This window comes from Cellulomonas fimi (genome assembly GCF_012952065.1).
In the GTDB taxonomy this organism is placed as follows: Bacteria; Actinomycetota; Actinomycetes; order Actinomycetales; family Cellulomonadaceae; genus Pengzhenrongella; species Pengzhenrongella fimi_A.
The window spans coordinates 1-13795 of the sequence record NZ_JABCJJ010000044.1 but is presented as its reverse complement, the minus strand read 5'-3'; the positions used below and the strand labels follow the sequence as shown (position 1 = coordinate 13795).

12 protein-coding genes and 1 pseudogene are annotated in these 13795 nt (G+C 74.6%); all 13 read right to left on the bottom strand.

All coding sequences use genetic code 11. From position 1 onward, the window contains the following. Positions 1-313: 313 nt before the first annotated feature. A complete protein-coding gene (locus HIR71_RS15520) occupies positions 314-973 on the bottom strand; it encodes a hypothetical protein (protein ID WP_169325980.1) in 660 nt (219 codons plus the stop codon). Between the two features lie 2 nt (positions 974-975). Continuing rightward, positions 976-1338 carry a hypothetical protein gene (locus tag HIR71_RS15515; protein WP_169325979.1) on the bottom strand — a complete coding sequence of 121 codons (363 nt, stop codon included), beginning with the start codon at positions 1336-1338 and terminating at the stop codon, positions 976-978. Continuing rightward, a complete protein-coding gene (gene eccCa / locus HIR71_RS15510) occupies positions 1328-5329 on the bottom strand; it encodes a type VII secretion protein EccCa (RefSeq protein WP_169325978.1) in 4002 nt (1333 codons plus the stop codon). Before eccCa ends, HIR71_RS15515 begins: the two co-directional genes overlap by 11 nt. Then, positions 5326-6231 carry a hypothetical protein gene (locus tag HIR71_RS15505; RefSeq protein WP_169325977.1) on the bottom strand — a complete coding sequence of 302 codons (906 nt, stop codon included), beginning with the start codon at positions 6229-6231 and terminating at the stop codon, positions 5326-5328. The genes eccCa and HIR71_RS15505 overlap by 4 nt, the downstream gene beginning before the upstream one ends. After that, positions 6231-7550: an EsaB/YukD family protein gene (locus tag HIR71_RS15500; protein ID WP_169325976.1), complete on the bottom strand. Its 1320-nt coding sequence runs from the start codon at positions 7548-7550 to the stop codon at positions 6231-6233. Before HIR71_RS15500 ends, HIR71_RS15505 begins: the two co-directional genes overlap by 1 nt. Beyond that, entirely contained in the window at positions 7547-7843 is a 297-nt protein-coding gene (locus HIR71_RS15495) for a hypothetical protein (RefSeq protein ID WP_169325975.1), read from the bottom strand. Before HIR71_RS15495 ends, HIR71_RS15500 begins: the two co-directional genes overlap by 4 nt. After that, a complete protein-coding gene (locus HIR71_RS15490) occupies positions 7827-8897 on the bottom strand; it encodes a DUF6177 family protein (protein ID WP_169325974.1) in 1071 nt (356 codons plus the stop codon). The genes HIR71_RS15495 and HIR71_RS15490 overlap by 17 nt, the downstream gene beginning before the upstream one ends. Beyond that, a complete protein-coding gene (locus tag HIR71_RS15485) occupies positions 8894-10030 on the bottom strand; it encodes an RDD family protein (protein WP_169325973.1) in 1137 nt (378 codons plus the stop codon). Before HIR71_RS15485 ends, HIR71_RS15490 begins: the two co-directional genes overlap by 4 nt. Positions 10031-10216: 186 nt before the next feature. After that, positions 10217-10987 carry a hypothetical protein gene (locus tag HIR71_RS15480; protein WP_169325972.1) on the bottom strand — a complete coding sequence of 257 codons (771 nt, stop codon included), beginning with the start codon at positions 10985-10987 and terminating at the stop codon, positions 10217-10219. A gap of 185 nt (positions 10988-11172) precedes the next feature. Further along, the gene (locus tag HIR71_RS15475) at positions 11173-11481 is read right to left on the bottom strand and encodes a hypothetical protein (protein ID WP_169325971.1); all 309 of its coding nucleotides are present in this window, start codon (positions 11479-11481) and stop codon (positions 11173-11175) included. A 132-nt stretch (positions 11482-11613) separates the two neighbouring features. Beyond that, positions 11614-11784: a hypothetical protein gene (locus HIR71_RS15470; protein WP_169325970.1), complete on the bottom strand. Its 171-nt coding sequence runs from the start codon at positions 11782-11784 to the stop codon at positions 11614-11616. Between the two features lie 279 nt (positions 11785-12063). Beyond that, positions 12064-12483, bottom strand: coding sequence for a hypothetical protein (locus HIR71_RS15465; protein ID WP_169325969.1), 420 nt, complete (start codon positions 12481-12483; stop codon positions 12064-12066). After that, positions 12480-13795, bottom strand: a pseudogene (locus HIR71_RS15460) (hypothetical protein); the annotation flags it as partial. The pseudogene HIR71_RS15460 and the gene HIR71_RS15465, both read right to left, overlap by 4 nt.

Below are 13795 nucleotides of genomic sequence, written 5' to 3'. Positions count from 1 at the left end.
CTGTCGAACGCCGCCCGCCCCGCACCGTTGAACTTCCCCTGCAGCGGCTCGGCGGCCTGCGCCAGCTCACGCACCAACGCCCCCAGGTCCTCACCCGACGACGACGTCCGCCTCGTCAACGTCGACAGCACACCCGCACCCATCGCGAACTTCACGCCGAACCCCCTCGAATCGATGCAGGCACCACACGACGCCCGCCCGCCACGGATACTCGCAGAGAATCGGCACCGACGAACCCCCGCTCCGGGGCGATGTGGACAAAGTTCCCGGAACGCATCACGGCGGCGGGGTGGAGACGACCCTGAGGCCGTCGTCACTGCGTCACGCCGACCCACCGGGCGCACCGCACCACCTCGGCCGCCAGGGCGCCGGCCGTCCGGTGGACCTCCGAGGCGGAGCCCCACGGGGGCACGCTCCCACCGGCGGCCAACCGGCGGTCCCGTGCCACCGGCATGACGGCGGCACGCACTCCGAGCTCGACGGCGCGGTCGCGCAGCCGCGCACGCGGGGCAGACCGCCCGGCGACCGCCACTGGGACGACGACGGCCCACTGCTCGGCGTCCCCCTTCCCCGTCCGCTCGGCGAGGCCCCCGAGCGATGCGCGGGCGGCCAGCAGCCCGGCGTCGTGCGCACCGCAGACGACGACGACGACCTGGTCCGGCACGTCGAGCACGCCGGCTGCCGTGGTCAGCGCGTGCGGGCCCAGGTCATGGAGCACGAGGTCGGGCTCGGTCCCGCCGAGCGCGTCGTACCCGCCGTGCGTGCCGGCAGCCAGTCGCGCGGGAAGGCTTCCGCCGCTGTGGTCGACGGCACCCACCCCGCCCGGCCGGGCAGCGTCGAGCGCCGTCCACAGCAGTGCCACGACGGTCGTGGTCCCGACGCCGCCGGCAACCCCGGCCACGACCACGCGCGTGCCGGGCCGCACGGGCGTCGTCAGCCACCGCACCGCCTCGGGCGCGAGCAGAGCCGTCACCGCTACTCGCCGTCCTGCACGATGCACGCGCCGCCCAGCCGCACCGCGAGCTCCTGGGCGATCGCGACCCCCGTGCGGCCCGGCTCACCCCACGGCGCGAGTGCCTCGACCCACCACAGCGGGGTCGTCAGCCGGGGTGCGACGGCGGGCAGCAACCGGGCGATCTCCTCGAGGTTGTCGACCTGGAGGGGCTGGTGGACACTCAGCACGGCGTGGTCGCCGTCGTCGGCGGTGCGGCACACCTGGTGAATTGCACCGCCGCTCAGGCTGCGCAGCCCGAGCTCCGGGTCCACCGCAGCGCCCGCCTCGACGAGCGCGCGGGCGTCCGGCGGGGTGGGGCTGAGGATGACGATCTCACGGGGCATCGACGACGGACCCTTCGAAGTGGGCGATCTGGACGAGGTGGGGCCGCTCGCCACGGCGCAGCAGCTTGCCGCGGCCCGGCGGGAGCTGCTCGGCGTAGGTGCCGGGGAAGACCTGCCCCTCGGTGCGCTCGCCCGCCATGAGGAACCCGCTGCCGCCCGTGTCGCGCACCGCCTGCAGCACGGGGTCGTAGAGCGCGCGGCTCGAACCCGCGACGGGCCGCGTGACCACGACGTGCAGCCGGAGGTCGCGCGCGGCGGGGAGGTACGGGAGCAGGGCCCGCAGGGGGTCGGTGCCGCCCGACGCCAGGATGTCGTAGTCGTCGACGACGACGACGATGCGCGGGCCGACCGCGGACGGTCGGCCGCCCGGGCCGCCGAGGCCGGTGCGCTTGTCGAGCTCGGCCGCGATCGCCGCCGAGAGGCTCGACGCGAGCGGGCCGCTCGTCGCGACGCCGCCGAGGTAGTCCTCGGGGCAGGCGTCGGCGAGCCCGCCGCGCACGTCGTAGAGCGCGACGACGAGCTCCTCGGGGGTCGCGCGGTCGACCAGGCCGGCGACGATGCCGCGGAGCAGGGTCGTCTTCCCGCTGCGCGTGTCGCCGAGCACGAGCAGGTGCTGGTCGCGTCCGGGCAGGTCGAGCAGGGCCGGCCCCATGGTGTCCTGGCGCAGGCCGATGGGCAGCAGGTCGGGCTCGTCGAGCGGGTCGGGCAGCGTGGCGGGGTCGAGGTCCTCGGGCAGCAGCCGGATCGGGGGTGCCGCCGGGCCGCCCCAGGCCTCGGTCGAGCGGCGTGCCAGGTCCTCGAGCCCCGCGCCCACCGACTCGGCATCGGACCCGCCGCCGCTGACCACGGGGAGCGCGACCTGCGCGAACAGGTTCTCGTCGGTCAGCACCCGGCCGGGCTGGTCGGCGCGCAGGGTCGCGGCGAGCTTGCGCGCGATGGTCGAGTCGGCCGGGTCGTTGAGGCGCAGCTCGACGCGCGTGCCGACGAGCGGCTGGGTGTTCATCCGCAGCTCGTTCCAGCGCGTCATCGCCGTCACGACGTGGATGCCGAAGCCGCCGCCGCGCTGGAGCAGGTGCGTGAGCGGCTCGTCGAGCTCCTCGTAGTCCGACCGGACCGCGCCGACGCCGTCGACCAGCAGCACGACGTCCGCCGCGGCGAGCTCGGGGACCGACCCGGCCGCGTGCCGCGCGCGCAGCATCGCGAGCGAGTCGATCCCGTGCTCGGCGAACACGCGCTCGCGGTGCGCGAGCATGCCGTGCAGCTCCTCGAGCAGCCGGCGCAGGCGGTCGCGGCTGCTCCGGGTCGCGACGCCGCCGACGTGCGGGAAGCCCTCGATCCGGCCGAGGCCGCCGCCCGCGAGGTCCATGCCGTACACCGCGACCTGCCGCGGCGTGTGCGTGAGCGCGAGGCTCGCGGCGATCGTCCACAGCATCGTGGTCCGCCCCGACTGCGGGGCGCCGATGATCGCGACGTGCCCGCCGGCGCGCGTGAGGTCGAGCACCCACGGCGCCTGCCGCTGCTTCGCGGGGTCGTCGAGCAGGCCGATCGGGACGGCGAGGTGGCGCTGCCCGTGCCCGTCGCGGGCGGCCTCTGCCTGGCTCACCACGTCGTCGAGCACGACCCGGCGGGGCAGCGGCGGGAGCCACACCGGCCGGGTGGCCTCGGCCGCGCCGGCGAGCTGGCCGACGATCACGTCGACCATCGACGTGCCGGTCGAGGGGCGGACGAGCTCGGGCTCGCCCGACGCGCCCGGACGGTCGAGCCCGTTCGCGGCGGCGATGCCGTGGTGCACGGGCAGCAGGAGCGGACGACGCAGCCCGGCCTCGGCGTCGGGCTCGTGCGTGGTCTCGACCTGGACCGGCCCGGAGACGTACCCCGCGCGGAACCGCTGGTACACGGTCGTGTCGACCTTGAGGTACCCGTAGCCCGGGACGGCCGGGAGGTGGAACGCGTCCGGGGTGTCGAGCACGACGCTGCTCTCGGCCTCGGAGAACGTCCGCAGGCCGAGGCGGTAGGACAGGTACGTCTCGAGGCCGCGGAGCTTGCCGGCCTCGATGCGCTGGCTCGACAGGAGCAGGTGCATGCCGATCGACCGGCCGATCCGCCCGATCGTGAGCAGCAGGTCGACGAAGTCCGGGTCGGCGGTCAGCAGCTCGCCGAACTCGTCGATGACGAGCAGCAGGTGCGGCAGCGGCGGCAGGTCGGGACGCTCTCGCCGCAGCTCGCGGTAGTGCGTGATCGAGGGTGAGCTCCCGGCGTCGCGCAGCACCTGCTGGCGGCGGACGACCTCGCCCGCGATGCTCGCGCGCGCCCGCTCGGTCAGCCCGGCGTCGTCGGCCAGGTTGTCGATGATCCCGGCGACGTGGGGGAGCGTCGCGAAGGGGGCGAACGCCGCGCCGCCCTTGTAGTCCACGAGGATCATCGACAGGTCCTCGGGCGGGTGCGAGATCGCGAGCGCGGCGACGAGCGTGCGGAGCATCTCGCTCTTGCCCGACCCCGTCGCGCCGACGCACAGGCCGTGCGGACCCATGCCGAGCTGCGCCGACTCCTTGAGGTCGAGCAGCACGGTGCCGCCGGCGTCGTCGACCCCGATGGGCACGCGCAGGAAGTCCCGGGTCGAGCGCGACTGCCACGTGCGGCCGAGCTCGATCGCGGTGACGTCGGCCACCCCGAGCAGGTCGTTGACGCCGACGCTCGACGCCTGGGCCGCCTCGTCCGCGGACGCGGCGGTCAGGCGCAGCGGCGCGAGGGTGCGAGCGAGCCCGGTGAGCAGTGCGGGCGGCACGAGGTCGACGACGGCCTCGACCGGGGTCGCGCCGCCCGCCGCGGCGCCGGCGTCACCCGCGCGCAGGTCCTCGACCGTGACGACGCCGCGGTCGTCGACCGTGAGCCGGACGGAGACGTCCGACGGCTCGTGCAGGCGGTCGCTGAGCAGGTGCACCACGGTCACGCCGAGGTCGGTGAGGCCGAGCGCGGCGTCGGGGCCCGGCAGCCGGCCGGCGACCTGACCGTGCTCGTCCGCGAGCACGAGCAGGCGCGGGCCGTACCGCGCGACCTCCCCGCCCATGCCGCGTCGCGCCTGGGCGGCGGACTGCGCCCGGGCGACGAGGTCGGGGCCGATCACGCGGACGAGGCCGGGGAGGTCGGCCGCCACCCGGCGTGCGGCGGCGGGACCGTCGAAGAGCTCGTCGTCGACCAGGTGCGGCAGCCCGCCCAGGGCCGCCCAGTCGGCGACGCGCTCGGCGGGGAACGCGACCGCGAGCCCGAGGTCGTCGGGCGCGTGCAGCGCGGTGGCCTGGGCGACGAGGGCGCGCGCGACCGCGAGGCACTGCTCGCGCGGCCCGACGACGGCGACCTCGCCCACGCGGTCGAGCGGGACGGTCACCGGCATCTCGCTGACCCGCTCGTAGCGCCGCACGACCGCGGCGGCCTCGGCGGCCATGGCGGGGTCGAACGGCTGGGTGGGGTTCGGGTCCGGCGGCAGCGTGAGGCCCAGCCACGGGCGGTCGCCGACGCCGACGCGCAGCTCGAGGAAGTCGGGGTCGGTCCGTCTCCGCTCCCACCGGCGGGCCGGGTCGCGGACGACGTCGACGAGCGCGCTCGGGTCGGGGTGGACGACCCGGCCGGCGTCGCGCGCGCCCTGCTCGGCGGCGCGCAGCTCGCCGCGGACCGTCTCGAGGTGGTCCAGGTAGCGCTCGCGCTGGGTCCGGCGCGAGCGGGCCGCCGAGCCGCGCTGGCTCAGCGCCATGCCGACCCCGCCGACGATCGCGATGACGAGGATGAGCACGCCCACCATGACGAACAGCGGGTTGTTGCGCAGCACCATCATCATGGTCATCGAGCCGATGGCGCCGACGACGGGGAACAGGGACTGGAGCGGCGTCCCGCCCGCGCTGTCGTTGAGCTGGGGCGGCGGCGCGAGGTCGACGCGCGGCGGTGGCTGCAGCGGCCGGACGACGCGCGCGGGCCGGTGCACGAGGCGCAGGGTCACGTCCGCCGCCGCCGTCCGGGCTCGACGACCGCGTGGGCGGCGGGGGGAGCGGCGGGGCGGGCCACCTGGCCGGTCTCCCGGCTGAGCGCGACGAGCCGCGCCCCGACCCCGGCGTACGCGCGGCGGGTGGCGACGGCGAGCGGCCGGCCCGGGGCGAGCGGCTCGTGCGGCACGGTGAGCACGGGGACGTCGGCGCGGTCGGCGAGCTGACGACGGAGGAGCTCGTCCGTCGCGCCGCCGGTGCCGCCGACGTCCGTCAGCACCATCGCGACCCGGGCGGCGCCGAGCGCGACCGCGCGCCCCGCGAGGTGCAGCGCCCGCTCGGCGTTCCCCCGGTCGGTTCGCGACACGACCACGACGACGTGGTGCGCCTCGGCGACCTGCGCGAGCTCGGCGTCGTCCCCGCGCACGCCCCAGTCGGTCACGACGACGTCGAAGAAGCGGGCGACGGGGTCGACGGCGGACCGCCACGCCTCGAACGGCGCCGGCCAGCCCTCGTGCTCCGCGGTGCCCGCACCGAGGACGGCGAGCCCGGCGGCGCTGCGGGGGACCGCAGCGCGCGCCTGGGCGGCGGTCACGACGCCCGACGTCCGGGAGCGGCTCTGCGCGAGGCTGAGCGGGCTGTCGACCCGTGCGGCCGAGGCGAGTGCGGCCGGGCCCCGCGCGGCGTCCACGGCGAGGACCCCCGCCCCGCGACGGCGTCGGGCCAGCGCAGTGCCGACACGGACGACGAGCGTCGTCGCGCCCGCTCCCCCGTCCACCTGGACGACGGCGATGCGCCGGCTGGTCGAGACGGGGAGCCGCAGCCCGTCGTCCGCCGCCGCGAGGTCGCGCGCGAGCGAGGTCGAGCCGCCGACGGCGATCCGCAGCGCCGTGCCGGCCGGACGCAGCCACCGGGCCATCAGAACGTCCTGAGCAGGTCGCCGTAGACGCCGAAGACGCCGAGCAGGAGCGGGAGGATCGCGAGGACGCCCAGGAGCTCGACGAGGTCGCCGAGCCGGCGCAGGCGCGCGCGCTGCTGGCCCGAGGGCTCGAGCCCGGCCGCGACCGCCATGACGAGTGCCGCGGCGACGGCGAGCCCGGCGGCGAGCGTCGGGCTGCGGCCCTCCAGACCGCCGAGCAGGAGGACCGCGAGCGGGACCACGACCGCGGCCCAGAGCGTCACGACCTGCCAGCGCAGGGGCAGGGTGCGGGTCCGCAGCGCGACCACCGCGACGACCACGAGCGCGAGGGCGCGCGCGAGGTCGGACCCCGATCCGAGCAGGCCGATCGTCGCGAGGGCGACCGTGACGGCGACCGCGACCGTGCTCCACGTGAGCGCGCGGTAGGCGTCGTCGAGCGTGACGCGCACCCGCGTGCGCTGCGGGGTCGCGCCGTCGAGCACCTCGTCGTCGAGACCGGTGAGGCCCGAGGCGCTCATCGCGTACCAGGGCAGCAGGCCGCACGCGACGATGCCGACGGTCGCGAGCAGCGCGTCGGTCCGGATGGTGGGGAGCACGAGGCCGAGCAGCAGGTCGAGCCCCGTCAGCGTGACGCCCAGCGCGGCGCCGGCGAGCGCGCCGCGGTCGCGCCGGCCGAGCCCGACGCCCAGCCCGAGCGCGAGCCAGGCGACCAGGAGGCCGATGCGCCCGGCGTCGCCCCCGGCGAGCACCTCGTCGGCGGCGAGAGCGAGGGCGATCGGCACGGCGAGGCCGACGGCGGCTGCCGTCAGCACCAGTCCCGCGTAGCGGCGGCCGACGCGGCCCAGCGGCGCGGCGACGAGCAGCGCGAGCAGCGCCGCCCCGGCGAGGACCGCCGCGTGCACGCTGCCGCTGTCGATCGCAGGGCCGAGCGTCGTGCCCGCGACCGCAGCCGCCACCCCGACGAACCCGGCCGCGACGGCCTGCCGCGTCCGGACCGTCCAGCGTCCCGGGCGCACGGCGAGCTCCTCCGCGGTGGCGTCCGTGACGTCGGCGACCTCGGGCGGCGGCGGGGCGTCCGCGGCGCGCACGACGCGCAGCACCTCGCCGTCGGCCAGGTCCTGCTCGGCGCAGTCGAGCGCGAGGTCGACCTGGTCGCCCGTGACGCGGACGAGCGTGACCGCGCGCGGCGTGACGTCCGAGCGCTCGTCGAGCAGGTCGAGGAGCTGGGGGAGCATCGCCGCGAAGCCCTCGTCGGAGGGGACGACGACCTCGGCGCGCCGCTGCGACCCGACGAGCGTCAGGCGGGTGAAGCGGCTCACGGGGCGGCCTCCTGGGTGACCGACGGGCTGGTCGCGGCGGGGCTGACGGCGGCCGGGCTGACGGCAGCCGGGCTGACCCCGCCCCGGAGGGAGCCGGCGTTGGCCTGGTAGAAGGAGTAGCCGGCGAAGCCCGCGGAGATGACCGCGGCGATCACCGTGCTGCCGACGAACCGGCGCACGTTGTCGTTGGTGGTCCGGCGGGCCAGCAGGTCGCCGTGCAGGAACGCTGCGCGAAGCCGGGCGCGGTGGACCCGGACCGACTCGAGCAGGATCGCGTCATGGTCGCGGGGCACGCAGCACCCCCTCGATCGGGCCGCCGGCCGCGCCGAGCACCGCGCGGACGCGCTCGGGCCCGATCGCCTCGAGGACCGCGTCGAACGCGGGCCAGCCGGGGGTGTCGAACGTGCCGAGCGGGAAGTACAGGCCCGGGATCCGCGGGCGGCCGAGCACGCGCGCGCCGAGCCGGTCGGCCAGGTCGGCGACGTCGAGGCCGAGCTCGCGGACGCCCGCCGGGCCGATCACCATCGCGAGCGGCGACGGCGGCGCCTCGAGCAAAGACGGGAAGGTGAGGTCGCGGCGGCCGGTGCGGGCCATGACGAGGCCGAACAGCGGCATGTGGTGCGTCGCGAGGCTCGCGAACACCTCCGGGAGCCGCTCGACCACGGCCCGCGCCTCGTCGCTGCCCGGACCGCCGACGCCGAGCACCAGCTGGGTGGTCTCCTCGAGCCCGGCGGCGGTGCGGACCGTGCGGATCGTGCCGATGAGCGGGCGCGCGACCGAGCCCGCGACCATCACGGTCGTCTCGTTCGGCATGCGCGTGCGGCTGAGCTCGGTCAGGCGCGTGCGGTCCCAGCGGACGACGGCGGGCTCGTGCGCGCCCCAGCCGGTCGGTGCCGCGCCCGTGAGCTCCTCGGCGAGGAGCTCGGCCGTGCCGCCGAGCACGGTCGTCTCGGTCGCCTTGTGCCGGACCGACTGCGACACGATCAGCTGGACCGCCTCCGGCTTGTCGGGGCGCAGGTAGCGGACCGCGACGTCGTCGGCGTGGGTCAGCGGGCCGCGCGTGACGGTGTCGGCGACGGAGTCCAGGCGCCGCCCGTCGAGGCCGTCGCGCAGGGTGCCACCGAGCTCGCGGACCACCCAGTGGCCGCCGGCGTCCTGCAGGGCCTGGCGCATCGGGTAGGTGAGGCGCGTGACCTCGTCGCTGACCAGGACGACGGACCGGCCGGCCGCGCTCGCCTGGAGCAGCAGGTCGGCGCGCGCCTCGCTCAGGTACGCGACGTCGGCGCGCGTCTCGGTGACGACGATCGACGCGTCGGACCGGTCGATCGCGGGGTGCGGGACGCTCATGCCGGCCTTCCGTGGGTCGGGTGGGAGCCCGTCGGGTAGGAGCCCGCCGGGACCTCGACCGTCACTGTGCGGTCGCCGAGCTCGATGCGGCTTCCGGGGTGCACGGACTGCTCACCGTGCATGCCGACGGGGGTACGGGCCCCGGTCGGGTCGACGACGCGCGTCCCGTTGGTCGAGCCGCGGTCGGCGACCCACAGCACCGTGCCGTCCCAGCGCAGCGATGCGTGGGTCTTCGACACCGAGCGCGAGAGGTCGTTGAGAGGGATGAGCACGTGCACCTGCTCGTCGGGGGCGGGCTGCGGATTGCGGCCGACCAGCGCGGTGCCGCGGATCTCGAACCGCTGGCCGTCGTCGATGGCGACGACCACAGCGCCCGGGGTCCAGGGGGTGGTCGGGGTGGCCGGGATCGGCGCGACCGGCGGCGGGGGCGTCCACCCCGCGGCGCCGGCGCTCGAACCGGCGCCTGAGCCGGCTGCGGCGGGCGGCGCGGGAAGGGCAGCGGGGGTTGGAGCGAACGCAGGGCCCGCCGGCGGCTGCGGTGCGAGTGGCGCGGGAGCCGGAGCTGCTGCGGGGGCGGGGCTCGTGGGAGGCCGGTAGCCGTCGGTCGCGATGGCGGCGAGCGGCCGGAGTGCGGCGTCGGGCACGGTGCGCGCCGGGTCGCGGCCCGACCGGACGTCGAGCACGACGGCGTCCGCCCAGCGCCCCACGGGTCCCCGCGCCAGCCCGAGCGGCAGCCCGGTGAAGAGGTCCACGGTGCGCAGGCCGAGCGCGAGCCGCCCGAGGGTGCGGCCGGTGCGCGCGTGCATCACCCAGGTGGTCACGACGTACGCCACGAGGAGCACCGCGCCGACCACCGCGAGCGCGGTGGCAAGGGCGTCGTCGCCGGGGCCGCGAAGCAAACCCACGACGAGCGGCACGGCGAGCAGCACCCCGACGACGACATCGAGCAGGACGGCGCCCACGCGTGGACCGGATCCGGCGCGCACTGCGCCGGCGAGCAGGGTCGGCAGGTCGGTGGTCTCCGGCGGCGCCGAGGGCGGTGCCACCCGGACGCCGCAGCGCGGGCAGACGTCGGAGCCGTCCGGGATCACGGCTGCGCACACGCCGCAGGACCCCGCGTGACGGACCGTCATGCTCGACCTGCCCCCTCCATGCCGTCGGCACATCCTGTGCCGATCCTCACGAGACCCACCGGGGCACTTCTCGAGCGCCGCTCCGGCCGCGCCCGGCGATCATCGCGCGGGCCGATCTTGGCATGCATCCGCGCCGAGCGACGAGTGCGTCCGCGCGCACGTGAGTGGCCGCCGCAGCTGGAGCGCTCAGTGGGCGCCGCGTCGGTCGCGGAGCTCCACGTCCCTCTCCAGCTCCACCAGGTCTGTCAGCTCGTGCACCGGGACGCGAGCTCGCCACCGGCCCTCGTCGGTCGCCGCGAACCGGGGCTGGTCGTGAAGCGGGTCGGTCGACACCTCGATCACTGCGGTCTCGCCCTTGGTGTCGACCACGTCGACGACGCGCTCCCGCCACCTGGCGGACGCGGTGACGTAGTAGAGGCGTGTGAGCTCGTCCCTCGTGACGACGCGCGTCCACTCGCCGTGACGGCCGAGGACGAAACCCTCGGGCTGGGGACGGGTGACCGGTTCGACGAGGCGGATCTGGTGCGCGTGCCGGTCGACGCAGCGGTAGATGGCGCCGCGGTACACGGCGTAGCCGCCCGTCCCCACGCGGCTCTTGGGGATCGGCCTCGCACGAGCGCGGCGACGAGCCGATCGGCCGGCCGGCTCTGCTTGGTCGATGGGATCGAGCCACGGTGGGTGGGGAAGCGCACTGCTGCCGTGGTGCGGTACCAGGGGTAACTCGTGCTCGGCCTCGCGGACTCTCGTCAGCTCGCTGACCGGCACCGAACCGACGAAACCCGCGCCCCGGTCGATGCTGAGTCCCGGAGGCGTGAGGATCCATCTCCCGGACTCGTCCCGCGGGGGCGGTCCGGGTGGTCCGTCACCGGGGTAGAAGCGGATCGAGGCGCGTCCGTCGGCGAAGACGTTCTCGATCGACACCGGAAACCTCTCGAGCCAGTAGGCGGACGTCGCCACGTCGAACAGGCGCGAGCACGAAGCGCGGGGAACCGTGCCAAACCAGTGCCCGCCTCTCCACGTGTCCCTCCAGACGAACCCGGCGGGCGCTTCCGGGCCGAGCACGATGAGCGCCACGTGCTCGCTGCTGGACGAGAATGACGCGCGGAACTCGCGACCGTCGACGATCGCATAGCGACCGGCTCTCATCCGTCGCCGCTCTCGTCTGTCTTTGCATGCTCGGCGAGCAGAGCACGGAGCTCGGCTGCCGCGCGGCGTTCGGGTGCCTCGCAGGCGGCGTCGCCTGCGTTCGCGTACAGGTCGGCGACATCGTCGTGCCGTTGAGCGCGGGACGCGGCGACCGCGCGCACCTGCCTGTCAGGCCACGGCCATCCCTCCTTCTCCTCGCCGTACCAGACCAGGCCGTCCACCGACCGGAGAGCCGAGCTCAGCTCCGGATCGGTACTGCGCAGCTCGTCGCTGCGCTGCCGCAGCCGTTCACGGAAGGAGCTCACACGTCACCCCGTTGTTCGATTCCAACGATGCCGGTCGGAGACGCCCGTCAGCTCGAAGATCGCCGCGCGCCAGCTTGAACGCCGTGGTCAACTGCACGAGGCCGCGGACGGCGGCGTAGCGGCCGGCTCTCCTCATGATCGAGGCTGTGGCAGAAGATCGGTCTCGTGCGACTCGACGTCCGTGAGCTCAGCGACCGGCACCGGCGCCTGCCACCAGCCGTTGTCGATGGCGACCACCTCAGGGTCGTCCGGTGGGGGACAGCCCTCCTGTTGGATCACCGCCTGGTCGTCCTCGACCAGCACGACGGCGACGGCGTGGCCACGCCATCTGGCGTCCGTCCTCACCGTGACACGACGCGAAACCTGGTCACGCTCCACAAGGCGCGTCCATCGCCCACGCGCATCCAGCTCGAATCCCTCGGGCTGCGGAAGGCTGCCGGCTTCCTCGAGGCGAATGAGCGCCTTGTACGGGTTGACGCACCGGTACTCGCGGCCACGGAACTCGGCGTAGTACCCAGCTCTCATCACCGTTCCAGCGGTTGCTCGACAACTCTGGTCCACGAGTCGTTCGGTCGGCTCGGATCACAGCGGAACTTCCTCGACGACCTCACTGATGTTTTCGAGGTCGCGGACCGGCACGACCCCGCGCCAGATGTTCTTGTCGATCTGCCTCAGACCAAGTTCGTGCGGAGGTATCGGCTTCATTGGTGGCGGACTGGCGAGGGGGGGCTGGCTGTATCCATCGACATAGATCTCGGCGCTCGCGTCATCGGCGAATCGTTCGACCTCGGCTTGCCAGCCCCTCCACGACGCGGTCGTGCGGACTCGAAAGAGTCTCGATACTTCTCTCCGATCGACCAGTCTGGTCCACCGACCCCACCGGTCGAGCTCGAAACCTGGCCTCGGAGCGCGTTCCTCCGCAAACAGCCGGACCATCGGCTTGCTGAGTGCCCCGCACTCGTAGATCTCGTTCTCGTACTCCGCGTAGGAGCCCGCTCTCACGGGGACTCCACCGGTTGCTCGATGACAACTCGCCACTCGTCGTCGCGGAACACGGCAGCGACCTGCTGAGACCCATCGGGAGCAATGCGCCACAGCTCAGCCCCCTCGGGGATGTCGAAGGCTTTCCCGAACCGGAACTCCGGTGCAAAGCTCGCCCCCGACCCGCCGAACCCGTTGCCTCGGAAGAGATTGGAGTCGTCGAGCGCCCAGTCGGCCACGCCCGCGAGCCCCGGGTGATTCTCCGCGAACCAAGCACGAACAGCGTCCGGTCGAATGCCTTCATCCAGCTGTCGGATCTCCGGCGGCAGTTGCCGCATCGCCTGGAGGACGTCATCAGGGACGCGCAACGAACCGAGCGCGTCACCAGCGTCACCTGCGCGGACTCGGATCCCGAACATCGGGTCCCCCGCCCGGAACGTGCTCGAGGTGTATCCGAGGCCCAGCTTGTCGAACAGCGCGGTCGTGTCGAGGCGGATCACGTCCGCCGCCCGGGCGACGAAGCCGCCGAGAGTGCGGCTGACGGTTCCCTCCTTGTCGCCCAAGTAGTCGTTGAGGCTCTGCCCGCCGAGTTCCAAGAATCGTTCATCCCCGAGGATCGCCCGCGCGTCTTGAGGCTGAAGAAGCTTCTGCAGGACGTCGTCAGCCACGACAGAAGGCGTGGCCTGACGGATCTCGAGAAGGAGGTCGATCTGCCCCGAGTCAAGCTGGTGCAGTGGCGTACTCACCAGGTCGGTGAACGCTTCCGAGCTCAGTCCGCGCTTGTCGAGTTCGTGGGAGAGGGCGTCCTCGAAGGTCCTTTGATGTGCGATCAGGTCGTCTCGAGTATTGATGACGTGCGGTTCCCCCCCGACATCGATCGCAACCCGGCCAGGCTGACCATCAGGCGTCGCGAGCGGAGGTCCATCATCGATCGGCGGAGGGTCGGTGGGCTCATGCGCGGGTGTTTCCGCGTGGCGATCCGGAAGTGAGTCGTTCGCCGAGGAGCCAGGTACCGGACTGTCAGAGCCAGCGATACCGCCTGTGCCATGCCCGGGACCGCCGTTCGGTGTCGAACCGCCGCCTCCAGCGCTCGGCGTCCCGCTCGGCGTGCCGGAGCCACCAGTACCGGCGGAGGAACTACCTCCGGACGAGCCGCCACCGGTGGGCGCTTCCGTCCCGCCACCGGACCCCGAGCCGCTGCCGGCTCCCGGCGTCACCCCGCCGGGGTTGACCAGGTCGTCCGCGCCGTGTCCGAGCCCGCCCGGGCCCTGGCCGCCGCCGGTGCCGCCGCCCACGGTTGCGGGCTCGGGCACGCGCACCGGTGCGGGCGCCT

Coding starts and splice junctions, on each gene's coding strand:
- HIR71_RS15485 (WP_169325973.1), bottom strand. CDS start 10,030: ATGACGGTCCGTCACGCGGGGTCCTGCGGCGTGTGCGCAGCCGTGATC.
- HIR71_RS15505 (WP_169325977.1), bottom strand. CDS start 6,231: ATGGCCCGGTGGCTGCGTCCGGCCGGCACGGCGCTGCGGATCGCCGTC.
- HIR71_RS15515 (WP_169325979.1), bottom strand. CDS start 1,338: ATGCCCCGTGAGATCGTCATCCTCAGCCCCACCCCGCCGGACGCCCGC.
- HIR71_RS15490 (WP_169325974.1), bottom strand. CDS start 8,897: ATGAGCGTCCCGCACCCCGCGATCGACCGGTCCGACGCGTCGATCGTC.